The organism is Alteromonas sp. CyTr2 (genome assembly GCF_947311905.1).
Classification (GTDB): domain Bacteria; phylum Pseudomonadota; class Gammaproteobacteria; order Enterobacterales; family Alteromonadaceae; genus Alteromonas; species Alteromonas macleodii.
Genome location: NZ_CAMZMZ010000003.1, coordinates 58,756 through 80,555 on the forward strand (window position 1 = coordinate 58,756; position 21,800 = coordinate 80,555).

A 21,800-nucleotide genomic window follows, 5' to 3' on the forward strand; every position below is an offset into this window, starting at 1 on the left:
AACTGATTAGAACTTTTCTGTGGACTACGATTATGAAGAAACTCGGTATGATTTCGTTGCTTATAGCAATTATCGCTATAGCGATATGGCAATGGCCGAAACCTGACGCTCCTTTACTTTCATCAAACAACGTCATGCCCGCCATGGAGAATTTGCCCGACAATTTCTTTGACACACAAGTAAACCCAGTACTAACGCAGCGCTGTGTTGTCTGCCACGCCTGTTACGATGCGCCATGCCAACTAAAGATGTCATCTCCAGAGGGTATAGCCAGAGGTGCTAACAAAGAAAAAGTCTATGAAGGGACACGACTCACCGCTGCCCAACCCAATAGAATGTTTCTCGACGCCCACAACGTAGACGCATGGCGAGAGCGTGGCTTTTTCGACGTGCTCGAATCGAAAGAAAAACCTAACGCTTCGCCGGCCCAATCTTCGGTGCTAGCGCAAATGCTTTTGCTAAAAAAACAGCACCCTTTGCCCAACACCGCTCATTTAGGTGACAATTTCGATATAAGCTTAAATCGACAAAACCAATGCCCAACAATAGATGAAATGGGCGGGTACATAGCAGGCCAGCCCCTGGGAGGCATGCCCTACGCACTGCCAGCCCTGTCGGATGCAGAGCACTCTACACTCATTCAGTGGTTAAACCATGGTGCGCCGTTACCTTTACCCAAAGCGCTCTCACAAGAACTGAATGAGAACATAACTGGTTTGGAAGTGTGGCTTAATGGGGATAGCAACAAGATGCAGCTTTCCGCACGTTATATTTACGAACACTTGTTTACGTCTCACCTCTATTTCGAAGATATTTCAGAAAAAGGTAAAACGCCTCAGTTTTTTAAGCTAGTGCGCTCGCGCACACCACCCGGACAAGCGTTAGATATTATTGCTACTCGCAGACCCTTCGACGATCCGGAGGTCGAGCGCGTTTACTATCGTCTACAGCCAGTGCATTCAACTATCGTGAGTAAAACACATCAAGCGTACGCCATTAATAAAACACTGATGGATAAATGGCAATCGTGGTTTGTCGACGCAGAATTTTCTGTAGAAACATTGCCATCATACAAACCCCAAGTGGCGGCCAACCCATTAACGGCCTTTACCTTATTGCCAGTAGAAAGTCGTTATCGATTTATGCTTGAGCGCGCGCAAAACACCATTATGGGTTATATCAAAGGTCCCGTGTGCAGAGGACAAGTCGCGCTTAACGTCATTAACGATCGATTCTGGGTGTTCTTTGTCGACCCAGACATTGCAGCATCTGAAAAAGTAAATGCTTTTTACGCTTCTCAAAAAGAAAACCTCCACCTTCCCGCTGAAAAAGATAGCTCAGCCCTTGCGGTAAACTGGGTTAAATACGCAAAGCGCCAAGGCGAATATATGCGTGCAAGAACCACCTTTTTGGACAATGAATTCAAAAATGAAGAGCATTTAAGCGTGTCGAGTATATGGGATGGCGACGGCGATAATACCAATGCCAGCTTAACCGTATTTCGTCATTTCGATAATGCCACAGTTGTTAAAGGGATGGTTGGCCAGCCCACTAAAACAGCATGGGTGATTGACTATGCCTTGTTAGAGCGCATTCACTATTTGCTTGTGGCTGGCTTTGATGTTTACGGCAATTATGGCCATCAGTTATTGACCCGTTTGTACATGGATTTCTTGCGCATGGAAGGTGAATCGAACTTCCTTAATCTACTTCCTCCAACTACCCGCCATGACCTTCTTGACGATTGGTATCAAAACGCAAGCCCTGAACTTACCGATTATTTGGAAGGTGATATCAACAGTTTCGAACAACCTTCTGGCATAGCGTTCGAAACAGATAATCCTCAACAAGAACTTTATCAATTGTTATCGCAATACTTGGCTAAAGTTCAACCGAATGCCTCAACCTACAATAAACGTTTGCTATCAGCTGAACAGTTCGAAGCATTAGAGCGCTTAGATTCGCTTCCTGCTCAACAAGCGACGTTGATGCCTGAAACTACCATGATTGTGATTCAAGACGACAAAAACCCAGACAACATTGATGTGTTCACTGCCCTTAGAAATAGCGCGCATTACAATGTAAATAGCCTATTTGAAGAAGAGGAAAACCGGGAGCCTTCTAAAGATTCAATCACGCTAGTTCATGGTTTGTTGGGCAGTTACCCTGACGCATTCTGGTATATCAATGCCTCAGAGATAACGTCTTCGATTGAGAAGCTTAAATCCATTAAAAGCGAAGCCGATTACAAAGCCCTGCTCGACGATATTGGCATGCGCCGAACCAACCCTAATTTTTGGGCGTTTAGTGATAAATTAATGCAATGGTCTAGCGAGCGCTATCCTATTGAAGGCGGTCTTCTCGACTATAATCGGTTAGAAGATCGCTAAACCTTGCGCTGTGTGCCGTTTTACGCTTTTCTTTTGCAAAAAACCTGTGCTAATGTCCAACCATTGGAAATGAAAGGACATTAGCATTCCATGCCCTATCAAACCGTTGCTTTAATTGGAAAACCTCAGCACGCTGCAACTCATGACAGCTTAAACATTCTTGCCGAATATTTGTTGGCTAAAGGATGCAAACTATTGGTTGAGGAAAGTATTGCTGAAGAGCTTGAAACAGAGAACTTTACCGCCTGTAACCTTGTTACTATTGGCAAAGAAGCCGATCTTGCTGTGGTGGTAGGTGGCGATGGCAGCATGCTTGGTGCAGCACGTGTGCTCGCTCGCTTTGACATTCACGTTGTCGGTGTAAACCGCGGAAACCTAGGCTTTTTAACTGATATCCACCCCGATGATATTGTTCAACAACTTGACCTTATCTTTAACGGTGAATGCGTAGTAGAAGAGCGCTTCTTACTTGAAGTAGAAGTTTATCGACACGAAAAGCTTAAAAGTAACAACTCTGCTGTAAACGAAGTGGTGCTTCACCACGGAAAAGTTGCCCATATGATGGAATTTGAAATTTACATCGATGAGCAATTTGTATTCAGTCAGCGCAGCGACGGATTAATAGTAGCCACACCCACAGGTTCAACGGCTTACTCTTTATCAGCGGGCGGACCGATTATTATGCCTAAGCTAGATGCACTTACGTTGGTCCCCATGTTTCCTCACACACTGAGCAGCCGTCCAATCGTTGTTGATGCTGACAGTCAGGTATCGATGAAAGTATCAAAGGTTAATAGTGACTCGCTACAAGTGAGTTGCGATAGCCATATTGTTCTGCCGGTGCTACCTGGTGATGAAATTCGAATAAACAAAAGCGTAGACAAGCTTCATCTTGTTCACCCTAAGGGCTACAGCTACTTCAATGTACTTCGTAAAAAGTTAGGTTGGGGTAGTAAGCTTTACTAACCTCCCTGCTCCATTTAGTCGATTCCATGTGCATTTATTACATAAGCCTGTAGCATTTTCTTGATTGCTACAGGCTTGAAAAATAAAGATTTTTTAATCTTCTCTAATTTCCTTAACGAAAACCAAGACTTATAGAAATATAAGACTTCGGCATACCTGTTGCACCTATTACTTCAAGTCGTCAGCACAAGGCCTTTGTTATTTGGCCTAAATGATGTTTCGCATCCCGCTGACTTATTTGCATTCAATAGGAGATATCATGAGTAACACCAATATCAAATTTACAGCCCCTGGAATGGATAACGATGCAGCTGCCAGAACAATCAAGGTATTGGATCAGCGATTGGTTGCACTATTAGATTTACAGTTAACGTTGAAGCACATTCATTGGAATGTAGTAGGACCAAATTTTATCGGTGTGCATGAAATGTTGGACCCGCAGGTAGATGCGGTACGCGAAATGACCGACACAATTGCAGAGCGAATTGCCACGTTAGGTGGCGTACCGAAAGGTACACCAAAAGCCATTGTTGAAGGTCGCAGCTGGAACGATTATGAATTGGGTAAAGGTTTAGTACTTGACCACCTTAAGGCGCTGGATGCCGTATATGACGGTGTAAATGGTGACCATAGAAAAGCGTTAGAGCTTTTAGGTGAAATTGACCCAGTATCGGAAGATATGATTACCGGCCAACTTGCAGATTTAGAACAGTTCCAGTGGTTTGTGCGCGCGCACATTGAGTCTGGCAGCGGTGAGCTACAGCAATAATGTATAATTGCTGGTAAACCACATAGTCATTCGGACTACCTGCTATTTAATTGAAATTGAATTTTAAGGAGAGCTTACGCTCTCCTTTTTGCTATAAGGTTCTCTACTGCGTTGTGGAATTGTTTACCGCTTGCTTTTGAGTTATTCAGCTACTTAGCATTGAGCTAATTTACTACTGTATAACCACTGTAACGAACGCATCTAGCGCAGCCTATTATTAATGGGTTACTCATAACCACTCCTTTTTAAACGCTCTATACAATATTGATTTCTTTAAACTTTTCACAATCCACTTTAATTTTTAAGTAAAATATTTACGACTTAACTTTACACAGAAAAAATACTGTATATATTATCAGTTACTGTATATATCATCATGTTCAACTTTTTTCGAGTGTGGTTATGTTAGCGCATCTTTCTATTTCAAATTTTGCTGTTGTAAAACAATTATCGGTTCAACTGGAAAACGGGTTGACTGCTATAACCGGCGAAACCGGTGCTGGTAAATCCATCGCCATTGATGCTTTAAGTTTGTGCTTAGGCGAGCGCGCCGACGCAAATGCGGTGCGAAAAGGCAGCGCAAAAGCGGAGATCATTGCTCACTTTTCTCTAAACGGCAATGTATTAGCTAAAGCCTTCCTCGATGAACATGAGCTCACCTCAGATGAAGATGAGAATAGCTGCTTTATTCGCAGAGTTATTTCAAAGGAAGGCCGTTCAAAAGCTTTTATCAACGGTATTCCCGCCTCACTTCAGCAGTTAAAAGGCTTAGGCCAGTTTTTGTTGGCCATTCACGGTCAAAATACTCACCTACAGTTGCTGAAAGAAGACCATCAAAGGGAATTAGTCGATGGTTACGCTAAGCACAACGACATATTAGTGGAGGTTAGAGAAACCTACTCTCTTTGGCGTGATAAGCAGCGCACGTTAAAGGCGCTTCAAGAACAAGCCCAGCAGCGCGAAGACAGAATTCAGCTGTTAACTTATCAGGTTCAAGAACTTGATGAATTCGCCATTGAAGAGGGTGAATTTGAAGAGTTAGAAATAGAGCACAAACGCCTGAGTAACGGGCAAAGCCTTTTAGAGCAAGCACAGACCAGCGTATACAATTTATATGAAAGCGATGAAGGCAACGCATTGTCAGTAATACAAAGCAGTATTGAACGTTTAGGCGAACTAGAGGCGCACGACGCTACTTTAACGCCAATCATTGCAATGCTTAATGATGCAGCAATTCAAGTAGAAGAAGCGGCAGGAGAGCTACGTAGCTACTGCGATCACTTAGAGATCGATCCACTTCGCTTACAGCAAGTTGAGGCGCGCTATGCGAAGGCGATGGAACTTGCCCGTAAACATACTGTGATGCCAGAGGGACTTTATCAGCATCACCAAGAGCTAGCCGCCGAATTCAATGCTTTATCGGAACAGGAAACACTGTTAGGTACGCTTGAAGGCGAAGTAGAAGAAGCACGAGCAACGTATTTAACCGCGACCAAAGCGCTTTCTGAGAGCAGGCAACGTGCTGCTGGTAAGCTAAGCGAAGATATTGAAGTGCAAATTCGCCAAATGAATATGCCCCACGCAAAAGTGGATATTCAGATTCAATACGACGAACTTAAGAAGCCGGTGAGCACAGGTCTAGATACCGTAGAATTTAAAGTGTCTACCAACCCTGGTCAAGATGCAGACAAATTAGAAAAAGTCGTATCAGGTGGTGAACTTTCTCGTATAGGACTGGCTATTCAGGTTATCGCGAGCGGCCATCACGCTACCCCTACTATGATTTTCGATGAAGTCGATACGGGCATTAGCGGCCCAACAGCATCAATCGTTGGCGGGCTTTTACGTAAATTAGGTAAACAATCGCAAGTAATGTGTGTTACCCATCTACCTCAAGTAGCGGCACAGGCACATAATCAATTGTTTGTTACCAAGCTTACCGACGGGGAAAGTACTGAAACCCAGATGTTGGCGTTGACGAAGCAAGACAGGATCGATGAGCTTGCAAGACTATTAGCCGGTGATAAAGTAACCAAGTCGGCGCTAGCGAATGCAAAAGAACTGCTTAAAAGCGCAGCATCGAACTAAAATGCAGTTGATTGGTCATAGTTGTCAATGTAGCATGCCTTCGCGCTTGCAATAAAACAGTCTCGAAATTCGCTTTAGCGAAGTTCAATGACACTAACAAAGGCAATACTGGACAAATTAACGCATGAAGTTGCAACACCTATTAGTAATTCTTGGTATCACACTAACATCAACCGCTTGCTCGAACTGGATTTATCGAATCGACGTTCCTCAAGGTAACTTCCTTGATCAAAGAGATGTGGAAAAGCTGCGCGTTGGAATGACAAAAGAACAAGTTATTTATGTACTAGGTAACCCTGTTGTTCAAGACTCATTCGACGATGACACTTGGTACTACGTTTACGATATGAAGCGCGGTATGAAAAAGCGTGGTGAAGATTTTCAAAAGCAAATGGTGATTAACTTTGTAGACAACAAAGTGACAACGGTTGAAGGTGACTTCGAGTTATCTGAAGACTTCAATACACCGCTTGATAACTAATTTTGTTTAAAAGGTAGCGTTTCTCGCTACCTTTTTTGTTTCTAATACCCTTCATAAAAACGTCTGTTTTTTTAGAGATATATCGCTTACTTACTTGAGGTTTATATGGAACATAGTTTTTGGCACAGTAAATGGCAAAAGAACGAGATTGGATTTCACGAACCTGAAGGGAATGCACTTCTGGTAAAGTATGCGTCTTTTCTGTTTGGCGACGATAGTCCTAGCACATCTTTAAAGCGCATTTTTGTACCACTATGTGGAAAGACCCGAGATATTGGTTGGTTACTCTCCAAGGGTTGTGAAGTGGTTGGTGCTGAGCTAAGCGAAGTGGCTATTATACAGCTGTTTGAAGAGCTAGGTGTAGAGCCTACTGTTACCACTACTTCCAACGGTAAAATTTACGCTAAAGACGGTTTAACCATTTACGTAGGTGATATCTTTAAACTTACATCAAGCGACTTAGGTGACGTTACGGGCATTTATGATAGAGCCGCTTTAGTCGCGCTGCCTAGCCCGCTCCGCGAGCAATATGCTGCGCATTTAATGGCCATTACTCAATGCGCCCCCCAGCTAATCATTTCTTTCGAGTATGACCAGAATGAAATGGCCGGCCCTCCCTTTAGCGTAAACGAAAAAACCGTCGACGCTCTTTATTCAGCGGACTACAACATTCAAAGGTTAGAGCGCTCGGTGCTTGAAGGCGGTTTGAAAGGCAAAGTAGACGCTGATAATTTGGTATTTGCACTAACGGCGAAGTAGACTTTTTTAAGACTTGTTGCCAATAGAAAGCGTTGAAATGGTTGCTTTATAGTTTGCGTTTTAGCACTGATTAACAGCGACACTCAAGCTATTCATACCACACCAGCTAATGCGACTTGCTTAAATAAATGACTAGAGGCCAAGCAGTGCCTCTATGCCAAACAATATTGCACCTATCAACCCGCCTACGATCGTGCCGTTTATGCGAACTTTTTGAAGATCGCGGCCAATATTCAACTCTACCTGCTCAGCCATTTCACGTTCATCCCAACTATTGATGGTGTCGCAAATGTGACGGGTTAGAAATTCAGCCAACTCAGGCGCCATATATTTAGCCGCTTCTCCAATGTGCTTATTGAACGCTTTTGCTAGCTCACTGTCTTGCGTTAACGTGGTACCCAAATCGTTTAAAAGGCTCGACACCTTTGTTTCTGCTTTACCATTTTGCTGTTCAAGAGACGTTAAAAGCCATTGATGAAACTTGGCCCATGATTGCTGAACATACGCGTTTAACGCTGGGTCATTAATAATTTTTTCCCGATAGCTGTTTACCTTTTTCTCCATTAACGGGCTGTGCTGTAGTTCGTAGAGGAATTCTTGTACTTGCTCATCAAATGCATGGCGAATGGGGTGATGCTCATCTTCGTATACATCTTCCAAAATACTTGAAACCGCTTTAACAGCTATGAGTGCCCCCTGCTCGCTTAGCCAACTAGACGGCAATAGCTTTTCAATACGACTGTATTCGGTTTTTAGCCAGACTACTAACGTATCTGCTATGTAGATTTGGGTTTCTGGCTCTGCAAGCAGTGAGGCCAATTTCCCTAACACCCTATCAAGCACTACCTGATGCTGGCGCTCTTTCGTAACGGCGCTTAACGAGGTTGCCATCAATTGCCTAAGATCAAGTTGGTTAATGCCCTTCTGTGCGGTTTTAGCGATAAACGATTTCACAGGTTTGTCATCGAGCACGCGAAGAACGCCTGCAAAAGCATCGCATAGAAAGCGACTTAAACGGGTAGCGTTTCTATCCTGTGACAACCACCTTCCCGCGCCCTTAGCAGGGTCGCTGTCCCGAATTAGCTTCTCTATTGCTTCAGGATGAAAGAACTTTTCCTTAACGAACAATGACAGGTTATTAGCAATAACAGACTTGTTACTAGCCACGATATTGGTGTGCGGAATGGGGTACTTCGCTGGAATTGGCTTAAATAATGCTGTCACTGCAAACCAGTCAGCTAGACCACCGATGAGCGCCGCCTCACTGGCCATCTTAATAAGCCCCAACCACCATGCTCCTTGCAAGTTTGGATAAAACTTGGGAAGTAAAACCGTTAAAACAAATACACTTGCGGCAAAAATCAAACAGGCCAATGCAAGCCTTTTAGCCTTATTTAATTGCGTGTACTTGTCCTGCATAAACTACTCCGTTTAAATTACTCGTTTACCATCTTGGTCTATAAGTGGTGTGCCGTCTTCTTTAGCAAAAGGGCCTTGTGGCCATACAGGCAAAATATCCAGTACAGCTTCACTTGGCCGGCATAATTTCACTGTTTCTTTTGCGTTATTCGAATAGGAATTACCTTCAACTCTCCCAAGAGGTAAAGAAACTGCTTTTTCGTGTTCACCTTCGGGAATGCAAACAATAGGCCTATTCACTAAAACGGGATGTTCCAGCATCAATTCAAAGATGATTTCGTTACTCACTGTTTCATCAAGTAGCCCTAATTCAGCAGCAGGAGACTTTGTTGTGCGAAGCGCTTGTCGAGGGTTAAGGTTAGCTGCATTCAACAAATAAATTAGTTGTTCACGTTCCCACCCAACACGTAAATACTCAATAACCTGCACCTCATACCCAGCGGCCTTGATCACCGCCAGTACATTCCTAGACGTGCCGCACTCTGGGTTGTGATAAATCTTTATCATCGCCACCTAACCTCACTAAAAAGTAAAAACCACATATACCAACATACTATTAAAATTCGAGGACAGACACTCGCATAGGCTAAAACCTTGCCTGTACTCGTTGGACACACACTCAAATAGCTACCTGTACTTCTCGGACACACACTCAAAAAAGCAGCTTGTAACCAAAAAGATGTATTCACAATGAGTGTCTGTCCATTTCTTTAAATAATTTCTTCAAGCGAGTGTCTGTCCCCTTCTGAAATCCCTTCTGAGCTTAGAGCCATGTGGCACAAAATGGTCAAATTCGCCATCCGGTGGCAGATGAAACTATAAAATTAGTCATTACACCATTGAGCCAGTCTCCCCCCTTTGGCACATTAAACTAACCTTTTGATTTAAAATACTTTTTAAGAGTGGCATGATACGTGAAACGTATTTTATAAATACACAACAAAATTTGTGTTTGATATTAATACCGTTAAAGCGTGTTATTAAGTATTTATAAAATAATCAAGGATATAAGAATATGAAAAAGTCTATAATTGCTAGTGCAGCTATGTTGCTTTCAGCCTCTTTGCTTACTGGCTGCGTTATCCATGTTGGAGACGCTAGTGCATTAGAAGGCAGCGATTTCAGTTCTATTCTGGGCAATATTGACATAGCTGAAGGGAAGCACGCTGGCGATATTTCTTCTGTTAATGGCAATGTGGAAATTAGCGATCATGGTGGCGCGGATGAAGTCAGCATCGTTAACGGAAATCTTGAAATGGGTAGCCATGTGTCTGTCCGAAATATCGATATTGTAAATGGCGATGTAAGTGCAGCTTCACACCTCAATGTGCTTAAGGGTGTAGAGACCGTGAATGGAAATGTTACGCTTCCTACGCAAAGTACAATTGGCGGTAGCGTTGAAACAGTGAATGGAGACATAACAGCCGTTGATACAACCATTGAAAAACACATCAAAACACTCAACGGCGATATTACTTTGTCTGGCTCTTCTCACGTTTTAGGCGATATCGTATATAAGGAAAGTGAAAGCGCTTGGGGCAAGAAATCAGACAACAAACCTATCCTATCGATTAGTGCATCGGTTACTGTGGACGGCAACATTGTTTTGCACCGTCCTGTTAACTTAGATATTGAAAGCGACGAACTTAAGCAAAAAGTCATTGTAAGCTACAGTGGTGCGCAGTAACTTATCAGCTTAATCATTTAAGCTAACATTCTGGAAATGCATGACTGAACAAGAAAAGATGCTTGCTGGCGATTTATACTTTCCGTCAGACAAAACATTATCGGCATTGCGCAAGCAATGTCGTATGCAATTAGACGAGCTCAACACAACTTGTCAAAGTGACCACAAAAAGCGTACAAGACTACTAAAAGAGCTGTTTGGTAGTACTGGAAAAAGGCTTTACATCGAGTCTTCATTCAAATGTGATTACGGCGAAAATATTCACGTAGGCGAAAATTTTTTCGCTAACTTCAATTGTGTGATTTTAGATGCAGCGAAGGTCACGATAGGTGATAACTGCATGATTGCGCCTCAAGTCGGTTTGTACACCGCTACGCACCCATTAGATCCTGTACAAAGGGCAACCGGCATCGAGTTCGCCAAGCCCATTACTATTGGCGATAATTGCTGGATTGGTGGTATGGCGGTCATAAACCCTGGCGTAACGTTGGGAGACAATGTGGTTGTGGCCTCTGGCGCGGTGGTAACTAAGTCTTTTGGCGACAATGTGGTCATAGGTGGTAACCCCGCCAAAGTCATCAAAGAAATAGAGCAAGCCGAATAGAGCATGTGATGTTTTCGGTATCACATGTCTTAAAAAACACCTTTACACGAGTCCATACCAAGTCACATCTATCGATTTAATCTGAACCGGTAATTCAAAGACTCTTCAAGGGCCGCCATTAGTACCTCAAAGGCGGCCCCTGTTTTTAGCCTAGTACACAGAGCTAGGTAAAATTAAACGCTATCCCGTTAGTAGTCTAAAGACAAACGCGCTCTATAAATCGTTAATCCCAGTCTGGAGCAAAATCTGGGTTTACAATTCGGTCGCCGTTATCAAGATCATCAATAAGCGCGAGCTCTGAATCAGTTAAATGTACACCACCGTAAGCTAAATTCTCCGCCAAGTGTACTTTACTGGTTGATGAAGGGATTGCGTAAATGTGACGTTTCTCCATCCACGCCAGAACAACTTGCGCAGGCGTCGCATCGTGGTTTTGCGCTATTCGCAATAAAGTTTCGTCCTTCATTACTTTTCCTACCGCAAATGGCATATATGCAGTCGCTTTTATGCCTTTTTCCTTACACGCTTCAACAACTTTCTTATTTTGCATGAAAGGATGGATTTCAATTTGGTTGGTGTAAATCTCGCCTTTACCAAGAACCTTTTCGGCCTTATCTAACAAATCAATAGTGAAATTAGACACCCCAATATGACGAGTAAGCCCTTGCTCTTTCGCCTTCGCAAGATTGCCTAAGTAACTTTCGAGTGAAATATCATTGCCAGGATATGGCCAATGGATAAGAAGCAAATCAACATATTCTAGCTTCAGCTTTTCTAAGCTTTCGTGAACACTTGGAATAAAATAAGCATCGCCCAATGACTCGTGCCACACCTTGGTGGTGACAAACAGTTCGCTTCTATCAAGGCCGCTGGTTTTTATGGCATCACCAACTTGTGCTTCGTTGTCATAAAATTGTGCGGTATCAATGTGTCTGAAACCAACCTCTAGCGCTTTACTGACTGACTCACGGGCCTCGTCACCTTTCAACCGAAACGTTCCCATTCCTAACTGAGGCATCTCTTTCATTACTTTCTCCTTTTCCGTTTTGGTCTTACCGTACCTGACGTAGCAGCTTCACACTTTGCTACGCCATCGCTTAGAAAGAAGATCGTAATCATCGTGACTGAAATCAGAATTAAATGGGGGACAAACCTAGTGATTAAGTTGAAGAATGCACGTCACTGAAATAAAAAAGCCGCTAGCGAACGCTTGCGGCTTTGAGTAATCACTTACACGTGAAGAATAAATTAAGTATTACTTACGTTTGGCGGGACGTCCAGCTCGTTTATTTAAGCCTTGTTGCTTACGCACTTTATGCTTTTTAACCGAGCGACGCATGCGACTTAAGCGCGCGTGGTCAAGTTTACCCTGGCGTACGTTGACCATAGTTTGCGTTTCATCCGGCAATTGAACATGGCTACGAAGCGCGTTCACGTCTTCTAACCCTAGTTCTACCCACGCACCTTGCGGTAAACGCTTTTGTAGCTCGATTGGGCCATATTTAACACGGATCAAACGGCTTACCTGCACGCCTTGCGACTCCCAAAGACGACGCACTTCACGGTTACGCCCCTCTTTCAAGGTCACATTATACCAACGGTTCATGCTTTCATCTTCAGCATGCTGCGGCGTAGGCGCACCTGAAATTGTCAGGAACTTTGCTTCACCGTCTTCCAGCTCCACACCCTTTTGGAGCGTATGTAGCGTTTTACCCGTAACTTCACCAAATACACGCACTGCGTATTCGCGCTCTACTTCACATTTTGGGTGCATTAGGCGGTTTGCCAATTCACCATCGTTGGTGAATAACAGCAGGCCACTGGTGTTCATGTCTAGACGACCCACTGTGATCCAACGCCCTAGTCGAATAGCGGGAAGACGGTCAAAAACCGTATCGCGACCTTCTGGGTCGTGACGACTACACAATTCACCTTCGGGTTTGTTGTACATCAACACGCGGCAGATTGGCTGTTCTGTTTGACGAGATAGCAAATGACCATCAACACGAATTTGTGCAGTGTGATCGACTCTATCTCCTAATGTTGCTTTGGTGCCATCGACCGATACTCGGCCTTCTTCAATCCAACGTTCCATTTCTCGTCGCGAGCCTAGCCCTTGGTTAGCCAGTACTTTTTGCAACTTTTCAGTCATGGGTTTTCACTCTTTAATTGCTTGTTTACGGTCGCACGGTCTATTCAGACGGTGCCTCATTTAACACCTTAAGCGGCGAGTCTGACGCAATACTTTCAGCCATGTTTTCGAAAACGTCGGCATTGGGCAAATCGCTCAACGACGTCATCGAAAAATAGTCTAAGAAGCCTTTGGTAGTTGCATAAAGCGCTGGTCGCCCAGGCACTTCTTTGTGACCTACTACCTTTACCCAGTCTCGTTCTGTGAGTGTCTTTATAATATTACTGCTTACCGCCACGCCCCTGACCTGCTCTATTTCTCCGCGGGTTATAGGTTGACGATAGGCAATGAGTGCCAAGGTTTCGAGCATTGCTCTAGAATACTTTGGCGCATTTTCCTGCCACAATTTGCTTAACCACGGGCTTAACGCATCTAACGATTGAAAGCGATAGCCACTAGCTACTTCCACCAGCTGAATGCCTCTTGGCTGATAGTCTAACTTTAGCTCGTTAATCACCTTACTCAAGGTTCTATCAGCGACGGTAAATTCATTGAGTACCGTTTCTTTTAAATGCTGCTTTGAAATAGGCTTATCAGCAACAAATATTGCTGCCTCTACCAATTGTTTAAGCTGCGCCGTGTTAATTTTCTTCATGGGCACCTAATTTTACATGAATTTTTGCATAAGGACCTGCCTGAATGCATAAAATTAGCTGTTCTTTTACTAATTCTAAAATTGCTAAGAAGCAAACCACTACCCCAGCTTTACCTTCTTCAACCGTAAATAGGCGTTCAAGTGGCGTATATTCTGTTGTTGTGAGTAACGACAAGATGAGCGACATGCGCTCTCGCGTGCTCAGTGCTTCCCGTGCAATGGTATGGTGTTCAAACGCTTCAGCGCGCTTCATGGCCGCACTGAACGCCAATACAATTTCAGCTAAAGACACATCGGGCTCAATGCGAATTGGCGCCACATTCTCACTTAGTTCAACGTGAGTGGTGAAAATATCCCGTTCAAGTCTAGGCTGAATATCTAAATCTTCTGCCGCTTGCTTTACCAGCTCGTATTCTTTTAATCGGCGAATAAGCTCTGCGCGCGGGTCTTCTTCTTCGTCGGAATCGTCACTGCGTTTAGGTAGTAGAAGCCTGGACTTAATTTCTGCCAATATGGCTGCCATCAGCAAGTACTCTGCCGCCAGCTCCAATTTTAGCGACATCATGGCATCCACATATTCCATATACTGCTTGGTAACATCAGCGATGGGCAGTGTGGTGATATCAAACTTTTGTTTTCTAATCAGATAAAGCAGTAAGTCGAGCGGCCCTTCGAAGGTTTCTAATATGACCTCTAGGGCATCGGGGGGAATGAAGAGATCTTCAGGCTTTTCAATTAGCGCTTCGCCATTAATAAACGCAAGTGGCAACGGCTGCTGAACAGGTGTCGAAAGCCTCGTCTCAACAGAGGCGTCATTATCGTTATTATTGTCTTCAACAAGCTCTGACACAGTTCCACAACCGTTTTTACGCGCTAACAAAGCGGCGATTATTGATATTATTATTTACGCGTTCACGCGAGGGCCTGTAGTGCTTCGCTGCAAACCGAAGCGCTACAGGCCTTACAAACTTAGCTTACGGTTTCCTACTATAACTCCCACCTGCAACTAGCAAAAGAAGCTATTTAAAATAACCTATTTAAAACTATCTTTTCAAAAAGTCAGCCTAACGAAAGTTACTCAAAGGGAGACGGATCGCCCGTGCCATGTCGCACAATTACTGGCGTGTCTTCCGACAAATCAACCACGGTAGTAGGCTGCTCACCAATGTAACCACCATGAATAATAAGCCCTACTTGCTTTTCTAAGTTGTCTCGAATGACATCTGGGTCTGATTCAGCCATGGTATTGCCTGGCAAAATCAAAGACGTAGACATCAACGGCTCGCCCAGTTCTTCCAATAATGCAAGTGCAATGGCGTTGTCGGGCACACGAATTCCTATGGTTTTACGTTTAGGGTTTTGCAAACGCTTTGGTACTTCGCGGGTCGCTTTCAAGACGAAGGTGTAACGCCCCGGCGTATTGTTTTTAATTTGCCTGAACGCCGTGTTGTCTACCTTTGCGTAAATTGATAGCTCAGACATGTCTCGACACATTAAGGTAAAGTTGTGATCTTTATCGATTTGACGAATACGACACAACTGCTCAAGCGCCTTTTTGTCTTCCATTTGGCAACCTATGGCGTAGCCTGAGTCTGTCGGATACACCACCACTGCTCCCTCTCGAATTAACTCACAAGCCTGACTAATTAGACGCTTTTGCGGGTTGTCGGGGTGCACATAGAAAAATTGACTCATAATTACTTCCTTTTCTTAAACGCGCAGAACGATACTACTTTGCCAACGAGGCCAGTGTCTGTCCACTCGTAAAGCTTACTGGTTAAGCTCGTGGGTAAAACTCGCTTTTAAGCTTTTTACCAACCAACTCTCGGCATTTTAATTAGCTTTAGCGCTCATCAACCGTACGTGAACCATTTGCCTTACCTTGCCCATTTATACCGAGAGCGTTGCAAATTAGATTTCCTTAGCTCTCGGCCATCTGCCCTTCAAATTGTTTCCAATTATGCCATACGGGTGTGAGCTTACTGCTAATGCCGAGGTTCTTACCCAGCTCAGTCCAACGAGACGGAAAGTGAAAATCAGAGCCCGCCGATGCTAGTAAATGATGGGTTTGTGCAAGCTCATTAATAAGCTCTTGTTTGGTTTTATTGATACCTGGGAATGCGGTTTCAATGGCGTCGCCACCGGCTTGTTCGAACAAGGCCACCAAACGCCGTAGCCACTTCGCTGTCATATCATAATGAGCAGGATGAGCCAGTACTGCTTGTCCACCTGCATCGTGTATCCACTCGATAGCCGTTTCGATACTTGGCCACTCTGCTTTAACTGCAGCTCGTTTGCCTTTGCCAAGATACTTCTTAAACGCGGCGTCCATACTTGGCACACCGTAGTTGTTTACTAATACGCGCGCAAAGTGCGCCCGTGTCACCTGGCCAACGCCCGCTAGCGCTTTTGCTCGCGTTAGAACACCTTCAAACCCACACTTTTCGAGCTTATCAGCAATTTTTTCAGCTCGGGCTTCTCGGGTTTGAGACTGGCCTTGCAGCCGCTCAAGAAACGTTGGGCAGTGTCTGTCCACATTTAATCCAACTATATGGATATCGAAACTGTGCCAAGTGGTGGAAATTTCAACACCATCAATAATGGTTAAAGCACGTTTTTGCTTCGATTGGGTAGCATGTGCTTCTTCCAAACCGGCTACGGTATCGTGGTCGGTAACGGCAAGCGCATCCACCTGCATGGTGTGTGCGCGAAGGATTAATTCTTCTGGCGTTAGGTGGCCATCAGAGAATTTTGTATGACTGTGTAGATCTATTTTCAATGTCTTATGCAAATTTTAGGTTGACACAAACGGCAATTTGTTTTCTTCTATACACACAAAGTATACGTACTAACCGCTTCAAATCCTATTGAAGTTTGGAAAAACAACGAGTAATTCATGCATTCATACAATATTTCAACAGCAATGACAGTTGCAGCTTGGTGGTGGCACTCCCTAACTTAACGGGCGGTGTGCACTGTAGTGCGTGAATGAATACACATAAAGGCCCGTTTATACGGGCCTTTTTTTTGTCTTTTTGCAGTTGGAGAGTAGCAAAAATGAGTTTAGCGGAACTGGGGATTTCTCCAGGTAAGGTAGAGACAATTGAGCAGGTGGGACACTATGTCGATGATCCACTTGCCGCGTTTGCCCACCTTTGTGGCAATAAAAATAACGCATTGCTTTTAGAGTCGGCAGAAATTGATTCTAAAGACGATTTACAAAGCTTGTTAATGGTTGACGCAGCACTGCGCATGGAATGCCGGGGCAACTGCGTTGAAGTGAAAGCACTGACAGGCAACGGCGCTTCAGTGTTACCTTTATTTGTTGACCACGCCCCTGACGGCCTACACATCAAAGAAAGGACAGACACTTCAATTACGTTGGTGTGTGATGAGGCTGACGGTGAACTTGACGAAGACAGCCGCTTAAAGGCCGCAAGCGTAATGGACGCGCTTCGCATTGTTATCAATAAGATTACACCAATCCGCCAACATCCCCACGCGGTTTTCTTAGGCGGTGTATTTGCCTACGACATGCTAGCAGGCTTTGAAAAACTACCCGATGTTGCAGAAGGTGAAAATGACTGTCCAGACTTTGTGTTTTACTTGGCAGAGACCTTAATTACCGTTGACCACCAAACCCGCGAGACACATTTAATTGGCAGTGTTTTTAGTGGACAAGACGTTGCCCAGCAATACTTTGCCATTGCTCAGCGCTTAGAAGCAATTCATCAGCAGCTACACGATATGCCTGCCAAGCCCGTGCTACTGGGTGTAAAGACAGCAAGAATTACTGATGTAGAAAGTGAAGCTCAAAGCGGACAGTCACTCGTTTCCAACTCAGAAAGCCCAAACGAAACCGAAAACGGACAGTCACTTTCTTCTTTTGACCCAAGCGTTGAAGTGAGTGTTGATTTAAGCGATGAACAGTTTTGCAACCATGTGCTGGACTTAAAACAGCACATTTTAGCCGGCGACATTTTTCAGGTTGTGCCCTCGCGCACATTCTCTCTCCCCTGCCCGTCGCCGCTACTTGCTTACGCTAAACTTAAAGAATCAAACCCAAGCCCTTACATGTTTTACATGCAAGATGCCGCTTTTAGCATATTTGGCGCCTCTCCTGAGTCAGCGCTTAAATACGAAAGAGAAAGTAATCAAGTAGAAATCTACCCGATTGCCGGTACCCGTCCACGTGGCAAGCGCCCTGATGGCAGTATCGACAGAGATTTAGACAGCCGTATTGAGCTTAACCTTCGCGAAGACACCAAAGAAAAGTCTGAGCACATTATGCTGGTTGACCTTGCCCGAAACGATGTGGCAAAAGTGAGTCGCCCAGGTACGCGCTATGTGAAAGACTTGCTAAAAGTTGACCGTTACTCTCACGTGATGCACTTGGTGTCACGCGTGGTTGGCCAGCTACGTGACGACTTAGATCCACTGCACGCTTATCAAGCCTGCATGAATATGGGCACTCTAGTTGGCGCACCAAAAGTAAGCGCAGCGACGTTAATTCGCGAAGTAGAGAAAAAACGCCGCGGCAGTTATGGCGGCGCGGTTGGCTACTTGAATGGTCAAGGCGAAATGGACACTTGTATTGTCATTCGCTCAGCGTTTGTGAAAAACGGCACGGCTTATATTCAAGCGGGTGCAGGTGTAGTATATGACTCGGTTCCACAAGCTGAAGCTGATGAAACCCGCGCTAAGGCACAAGCGGTAATTGGTGCAGTAAAAGCAGCGCTACAAGAAGAAGCTGAAAGTATCAACGTTGCATTAAATGAAGGAGGCAACGCATGAATCAGCAAGTGACCACCCTATTTTTGCTCGACAATGTAGACTCATTTACCTACAACCTTGTGGACGAACTGCGCACCTTAAACCTAGACATTAAAGTCTATCGCAACACGGTTTCAGCAAATGCTCTGTTTGAAAGAATGCAGGAACAAGCAACGAAAGGCCCAGTGCTTCTTATGCTGTCGCCAGGCCCAGGTGCACCAAGTGAAGCTGGCTGTATGCCTGAGCTACTTAAAAAAGTACACGGCGTGTTCCCCGTAATTGGTATTTGTTTAGGCCATCAAGCTATTGTTGAGCATTACGGCGGCACCGTAGGTCGCGCCAGCCAAGTTATGCACGGCAAATCTTCTGCCATTACTCATTCTGAAGACGCTATGTTCAAAGGCTTACAGCAGCCCTTACATGTAGCACGCTACCACTCTTTAGTGGCACATTCATTGCCTGAAAACCTTACTGTTTGCGCATCTACAATAAACGATGACGGCAGTGAGGCCGTAATGGCAGTTTACAACAGCGAAGATCGCATGTTGGGTTTCCAATTTCACCCAGAATCTATTTTAACAGCCCACGGCAGTTTGCTGTTAAAGCAAAGTATTGACTATTTAACGTTACAGGGAGCGAACCATGCTTAACGCAGGCCCTCTACTAGAACAAATTATGTTGCGAGAATCACTGTCGCAAACCGAAGCATACAGCTTATTCAACAGCATCATGCACGGTGAGCAAAGCGAAGTGATGATTGCTTCAGTGCTGACTGCGCTGAAAATGAAAAAAGAATCACCCAGCGAAATTGCGGGTGCAGCGAGTGCCATGGTTGCCAATGCACTGCCCTTTCCCACACCTTCTTATGAGTTTGCAGATATCGTTGGTACAGGCGGAGATGGCCACAACACCATTAATATTTCCAGTGCAGCCGGTGTAGTTGCCGCATCTTGTGGCGTGAAGGTGGCGAAACACGGTAATCGCAGTGTATCGAGTAAGTCTGGCTCTGCTGATTTGTTTCGCCAGTTTGGTCTTAATTTGGAAATTAGCCCAGAAACATCCCGCAAGTGCTTAGATGAAGCAAATTTCACATTTCTTTTTGCACCGGTTTATCACGCCGGTATGCGCCACGCAGCCCCCGTGCGCGCTGCGATGAAGACCAGAACCTTATTTAATATACTGGGGCCGCTGGCAAACCCGGCGGGTCCAACTCATGGCGTTTTCGGCGTATACTCTCCTGAACTGCTTGAACCTTACGCAAAAACCCTTATGCTGCTTGGCCAACACCGCGCAATGATAGTGCATGGCGATGGCTTGGATGAACTGGCGCTTCACGGCGAATCAATGATTTACGACCTTGAGCATGGCGATATTCGCAAGCTTACCGTTACCGCCGAAGACTTCGGTTTACCTCATTATCCTCTTTCTGCGATTGAGGGCGGTGAACCTGAAGAAAACAGACAATTTGTTGAAGCAGCGCTAAACGGCGAAGGTAAAGAGGCGCACCGTGCCGCTATCGCCATGAACTGCGGGGCACTGTTGAAAGTAACCGGCAAAGCCTCAACCTTCAAAGAAGGGGCTGAAATGGCGATGAACGCTATGGCCGAAGGGTTACCCATGCAGTTATTAACGAAGGTTGCCAAAATTACTCAGGAGGTAAGCACGAATGGCTAATGTGCTTGAGAAAATTGTTGCAGACAAACGAGAAGAAGTGGCCGCACGCAAAGATGCACTGCCGCTGGAAAGCTTCAAGACGAATCTAGTTCCTTCCGAAAAGAGTTTATTTGCCGCACTTAGTGAGCCAAACGCAGGCTTTATCTTCGAATGCAAAAAAGCATCGCCTTCAAAAGGCCTTATTCGAGAGCATTTCGATTTAGACGAGATCTTAGCGGCTTACACGCCTTATGCTGCCGGTATTTCTGTGCTGACAGACGAGAAGTACTTCCAAGGTAAATTTGAGTACTTAGCTTATGTTACTGAGCGTGTTGCTCAGCCTGTGCTTAACAAAGATTTCTTCGTTGATACCTATCAAGTGTATCTAGCCCGTCACTATAATGCCGACGCAGTGCTATTAATGCTTAGTGTGCTAAATGATGACGAATATCGCGAGTTGGCAAGCGTTGCCAATGCTCTGTCATTAGACATTCTTACCGAAGTAAGTAATGAAGAAGAAATAGAGCGCGCTATTGCCCTTGAAGCCAACATCATTGGTATCAATAATCGCAACTTACGCGACCTTTCTACCGATTTAGCGACCACCGAACGCCTTGTGCCCATGCTTGAAAAAGCCACGCACGACTACGTGGTTATTTCAGAGTCGGGCATATACACACACCAAGACGTGCTTCGTTTAGCGCCTGTATCCCAAGGCTTTTTGGTGGGCAGTGCGTTAATGGCAGAGTCTGACCTACCGCGCGCTGTGAAAACGTTAGTGAATGGTGCAGTTAAAGTGTGCGGGCTTACCAACCCCGAACAAGCGCAAATGGCGTTTGATAAAGGCGCTAGCTTTGGCGGGCTTATCTTCGCTGAAAAATCGCCACGCTGTGTGAGCGAAGCACAGGCTTTGACTATAACGCAGAGCATTGACGGTGCTTTTGTTGGTGTGTTCGTTAATCACGACATTGATGAAGTGGCATCGCTCGCCGCCTCGCTCAACCTTTTTGCCGTGCAGCTTCACGGCAGCGAACATGACACCTACATTTCAGCGCTTGCTGCCAAGCTTCCAGAAGGTTGTGAAATTTGGAAAGTCGAAGGTGTTAAAGCAACCTCTTCTGGCGCACTACCAGACGCAGTGGACAGACACTTAAAAAATAGCCTTGTAAGCCGTGTTCTTCTGGATTGCCAAGTGGGTGATGCCAAAGGCGGTACAGGCGAAGCGTTCAACTGGCAGCTATTAACCGATATCGAAGCGAAGCATAAATTAGTGCTTGCTGGCGGTATTAACGCCCAGAATGTTGCAGAAGCTATTGCAACCGGCTGTGGTGCTATTGATGTGAATTCAGGCGTAGAAACCGCCCCCGGTGTGAAAAGCGAAGAAAAACTCGACGCGCTTTTTGCCATTTGCCGCCGTTACTAATT

20 protein-coding genes are annotated in these 21,800 nt (G+C 44.9%); 12 read left to right on the forward strand and 8 right to left on the reverse strand.

All coding sequences use genetic code 11. The features are described 5' to 3' along the window. Positions 1-47: 47 nt before the first annotated feature. From QME20_RS02835 to tmpT, 6 genes are all read left to right on the forward strand, one after another. Entirely contained in the window at positions 48-2,390 is a 2,343-nt protein-coding gene (locus tag QME20_RS02835; protein ID WP_281715478.1) for a fatty acid cis/trans isomerase, read from the forward strand. A gap of 90 nt (positions 2,391-2,480) precedes the next feature. Further along, positions 2,481-3,356 carry an NAD(+) kinase gene (gene nadK, locus QME20_RS02840; RefSeq protein ID WP_281715412.1) on the forward strand — a complete coding sequence of 292 codons (876 nt, stop codon included), beginning with the start codon at positions 2,481-2,483 and terminating at the stop codon, positions 3,354-3,356. Positions 3,357-3,615: 259 nt separating this feature from the next. Continuing rightward, positions 3,616-4,125, forward strand: coding sequence for a DNA starvation/stationary phase protection protein Dps (gene dps, locus QME20_RS02845; protein WP_281715413.1), 510 nt, complete (start codon positions 3,616-3,618; stop codon positions 4,123-4,125). A gap of 402 nt (positions 4,126-4,527) precedes the next feature. Then, a complete protein-coding gene (gene recN / locus QME20_RS02850) occupies positions 4,528-6,213 on the forward strand; it encodes a DNA repair protein RecN (protein WP_281715414.1) in 1,686 nt (561 codons plus the stop codon). A 124-nt stretch (positions 6,214-6,337) separates the two neighbouring features. After that, positions 6,338-6,694, forward strand: coding sequence for an outer membrane protein assembly factor BamE (gene bamE / locus QME20_RS02855; RefSeq protein ID WP_012517879.1), 357 nt, complete (start codon positions 6,338-6,340; stop codon positions 6,692-6,694). A gap of 105 nt (positions 6,695-6,799) precedes the next feature. Next, on the forward strand, positions 6,800-7,453 hold the full coding sequence (gene tmpT, locus QME20_RS02860) for a thiopurine S-methyltransferase (protein WP_049586815.1): 654 nt from the start codon (positions 6,800-6,802) through the stop codon (positions 7,451-7,453). A gap of 132 nt (positions 7,454-7,585) precedes the next feature. Here tmpT and QME20_RS02865 read toward each other — a convergent pair whose 3' ends face one another. After that, positions 7,586-8,872, reverse strand: coding sequence for a DUF445 family protein (locus tag QME20_RS02865; RefSeq protein WP_281715415.1), 1,287 nt, complete (start codon positions 8,870-8,872; stop codon positions 7,586-7,588). A gap of 12 nt (positions 8,873-8,884) precedes the next feature. Further along, a complete protein-coding gene (locus QME20_RS02870; protein WP_281715416.1) occupies positions 8,885-9,379 on the reverse strand; it encodes an arsenate reductase family protein in 495 nt (164 codons plus the stop codon). 508 nt (positions 9,380-9,887) lie between these two features. Here QME20_RS02870 and QME20_RS02875 point away from each other — a divergent pair. Next, positions 9,888-10,559, forward strand: coding sequence for a hypothetical protein (locus tag QME20_RS02875; RefSeq protein WP_281715417.1), 672 nt, complete (start codon positions 9,888-9,890; stop codon positions 10,557-10,559). 40 nt (positions 10,560-10,599) lie between these two features. Then, a complete protein-coding gene (locus QME20_RS02880; protein WP_039230376.1) occupies positions 10,600-11,163 on the forward strand; it encodes a sugar O-acetyltransferase in 564 nt (187 codons plus the stop codon). Positions 11,164-11,386: 223 nt separating this feature from the next. On the opposite strand, the gene dkgB is transcribed toward QME20_RS02880, so the two are convergent. From dkgB to QME20_RS02910, 6 genes are all read right to left on the reverse strand, one after another. Further along, positions 11,387-12,190 (reverse strand): 2,5-didehydrogluconate reductase DkgB, encoded by an 804-nt coding sequence (gene dkgB, locus QME20_RS02885; protein ID WP_281715418.1) that lies wholly within the window; start codon positions 12,188-12,190, stop codon positions 11,387-11,389. Positions 12,191-12,418: 228 nt separating this feature from the next. Further along, positions 12,419-13,315: a 23S rRNA pseudouridine(2605) synthase RluB gene (gene rluB / locus QME20_RS02890; protein ID WP_014948949.1), complete on the reverse strand. Its 897-nt coding sequence runs from the start codon at positions 13,313-13,315 to the stop codon at positions 12,419-12,421. Between the two features lie 40 nt (positions 13,316-13,355). Beyond that, positions 13,356-13,949: an SMC-Scp complex subunit ScpB gene (scpB, locus tag QME20_RS02895; protein ID WP_281715419.1), complete on the reverse strand. Its 594-nt coding sequence runs from the start codon at positions 13,947-13,949 to the stop codon at positions 13,356-13,358. After that, the gene (locus tag QME20_RS02900; RefSeq protein ID WP_281715420.1) at positions 13,936-14,799 is read right to left on the reverse strand and encodes a segregation/condensation protein A; all 864 of its coding nucleotides are present in this window, start codon (positions 14,797-14,799) and stop codon (positions 13,936-13,938) included. Before QME20_RS02900 ends, scpB begins: the two co-directional genes overlap by 14 nt. A gap of 224 nt (positions 14,800-15,023) precedes the next feature. Further along, complete coding sequence (locus QME20_RS02905; protein ID WP_014948946.1) at positions 15,024-15,644, reverse strand: L-threonylcarbamoyladenylate synthase; 621 nt, start codon at positions 15,642-15,644, stop codon at positions 15,024-15,026. Positions 15,645-15,870: 226 nt separating this feature from the next. Then, positions 15,871-16,728 carry a PHP domain-containing protein gene (locus QME20_RS02910; protein ID WP_281715421.1) on the reverse strand — a complete coding sequence of 286 codons (858 nt, stop codon included), beginning with the start codon at positions 16,726-16,728 and terminating at the stop codon, positions 15,871-15,873. 278 nt (positions 16,729-17,006) lie between these two features. On the opposite strand from QME20_RS02910, the gene QME20_RS02915 reads away from it, so the two are divergent. From QME20_RS02915 to trpCF, 4 genes are read left to right on the forward strand one after another with little or no spacing between them, the layout of a single operon-like run. Then, on the forward strand, positions 17,007-18,743 hold the full coding sequence (locus tag QME20_RS02915) for an anthranilate synthase component 1 (protein WP_281715422.1): 1,737 nt from the start codon (positions 17,007-17,009) through the stop codon (positions 18,741-18,743). Then, positions 18,740-19,372 carry an aminodeoxychorismate/anthranilate synthase component II gene (locus QME20_RS02920; protein WP_101563971.1) on the forward strand — a complete coding sequence of 211 codons (633 nt, stop codon included), beginning with the start codon at positions 18,740-18,742 and terminating at the stop codon, positions 19,370-19,372. Before QME20_RS02915 ends, QME20_RS02920 begins: the two co-directional genes overlap by 4 nt. Further along, on the forward strand, positions 19,365-20,396 hold the full coding sequence (gene trpD, locus QME20_RS02925) for an anthranilate phosphoribosyltransferase (protein ID WP_014948943.1): 1,032 nt from the start codon (positions 19,365-19,367) through the stop codon (positions 20,394-20,396). The genes QME20_RS02920 and trpD overlap by 8 nt, the downstream gene beginning before the upstream one ends. After that, positions 20,389-21,798 carry a bifunctional indole-3-glycerol-phosphate synthase TrpC/phosphoribosylanthranilate isomerase TrpF gene (trpCF, locus tag QME20_RS02930; RefSeq protein ID WP_281715423.1) on the forward strand — a complete coding sequence of 470 codons (1,410 nt, stop codon included), beginning with the start codon at positions 20,389-20,391 and terminating at the stop codon, positions 21,796-21,798. Before trpD ends, trpCF begins: the two co-directional genes overlap by 8 nt. The last annotated feature ends 2 nt before the right edge of the window (positions 21,799-21,800 follow it).

Bases quoted from the DNA above. Each gene is read 5' to 3' on its own strand.
- QME20_RS02835 (WP_281715478.1), top strand. From the start codon at position 48: ATGATTTCGTTGCTTATAGCAATTATCGCTATAGCGATATGGCAATGG.
- nadK (WP_281715412.1), top strand. From the start codon at position 2,481: ATGCCCTATCAAACCGTTGCTTTAATTGGAAAACCTCAGCACGCTGCA.
- dps (WP_281715413.1), top strand. From the start codon at position 3,616: ATGAGTAACACCAATATCAAATTTACAGCCCCTGGAATGGATAACGAT.
- recN (WP_281715414.1), top strand. From the start codon at position 4,528: ATGTTAGCGCATCTTTCTATTTCAAATTTTGCTGTTGTAAAACAATTA.
- bamE (WP_012517879.1), top strand. From the start codon at position 6,338: ATGAAGTTGCAACACCTATTAGTAATTCTTGGTATCACACTAACATCA.
- tmpT (WP_049586815.1), top strand. From the start codon at position 6,800: ATGGAACATAGTTTTTGGCACAGTAAATGGCAAAAGAACGAGATTGGA.
- QME20_RS02865 (WP_281715415.1), bottom strand. From the start codon at position 8,872: ATGCAGGACAAGTACACGCAATTAAATAAGGCTAAAAGGCTTGCATTG.
- QME20_RS02870 (WP_281715416.1), bottom strand. From the start codon at position 9,379: ATGATAAAGATTTATCACAACCCAGAGTGCGGCACGTCTAGGAATGTA.
- QME20_RS02875 (WP_281715417.1), top strand. From the start codon at position 9,888: ATGAAAAAGTCTATAATTGCTAGTGCAGCTATGTTGCTTTCAGCCTCT.
- QME20_RS02880 (WP_039230376.1), top strand. From the start codon at position 10,600: ATGACTGAACAAGAAAAGATGCTTGCTGGCGATTTATACTTTCCGTCA.
- dkgB (WP_281715418.1), bottom strand. From the start codon at position 12,190: ATGAAAGAGATGCCTCAGTTAGGAATGGGAACGTTTCGGTTGAAAGGT.
- rluB (WP_014948949.1), bottom strand. From the start codon at position 13,315: ATGACTGAAAAGTTGCAAAAAGTACTGGCTAACCAAGGGCTAGGCTCG.
- scpB (WP_281715419.1), bottom strand. From the start codon at position 13,949: ATGAAGAAAATTAACACGGCGCAGCTTAAACAATTGGTAGAGGCAGCA.
- QME20_RS02905 (WP_014948946.1), bottom strand. From the start codon at position 15,644: ATGAGTCAATTTTTCTATGTGCACCCCGACAACCCGCAAAAGCGTCTA.
- QME20_RS02915 (WP_281715422.1), top strand. From the start codon at position 17,007: ATGAGTTTAGCGGAACTGGGGATTTCTCCAGGTAAGGTAGAGACAATT.
- QME20_RS02920 (WP_101563971.1), top strand. From the start codon at position 18,740: ATGAATCAGCAAGTGACCACCCTATTTTTGCTCGACAATGTAGACTCA.
- trpD (WP_014948943.1), top strand. From the start codon at position 19,365: ATGCTTAACGCAGGCCCTCTACTAGAACAAATTATGTTGCGAGAATCA.
- trpCF (WP_281715423.1), top strand. From the start codon at position 20,389: ATGGCTAATGTGCTTGAGAAAATTGTTGCAGACAAACGAGAAGAAGTG.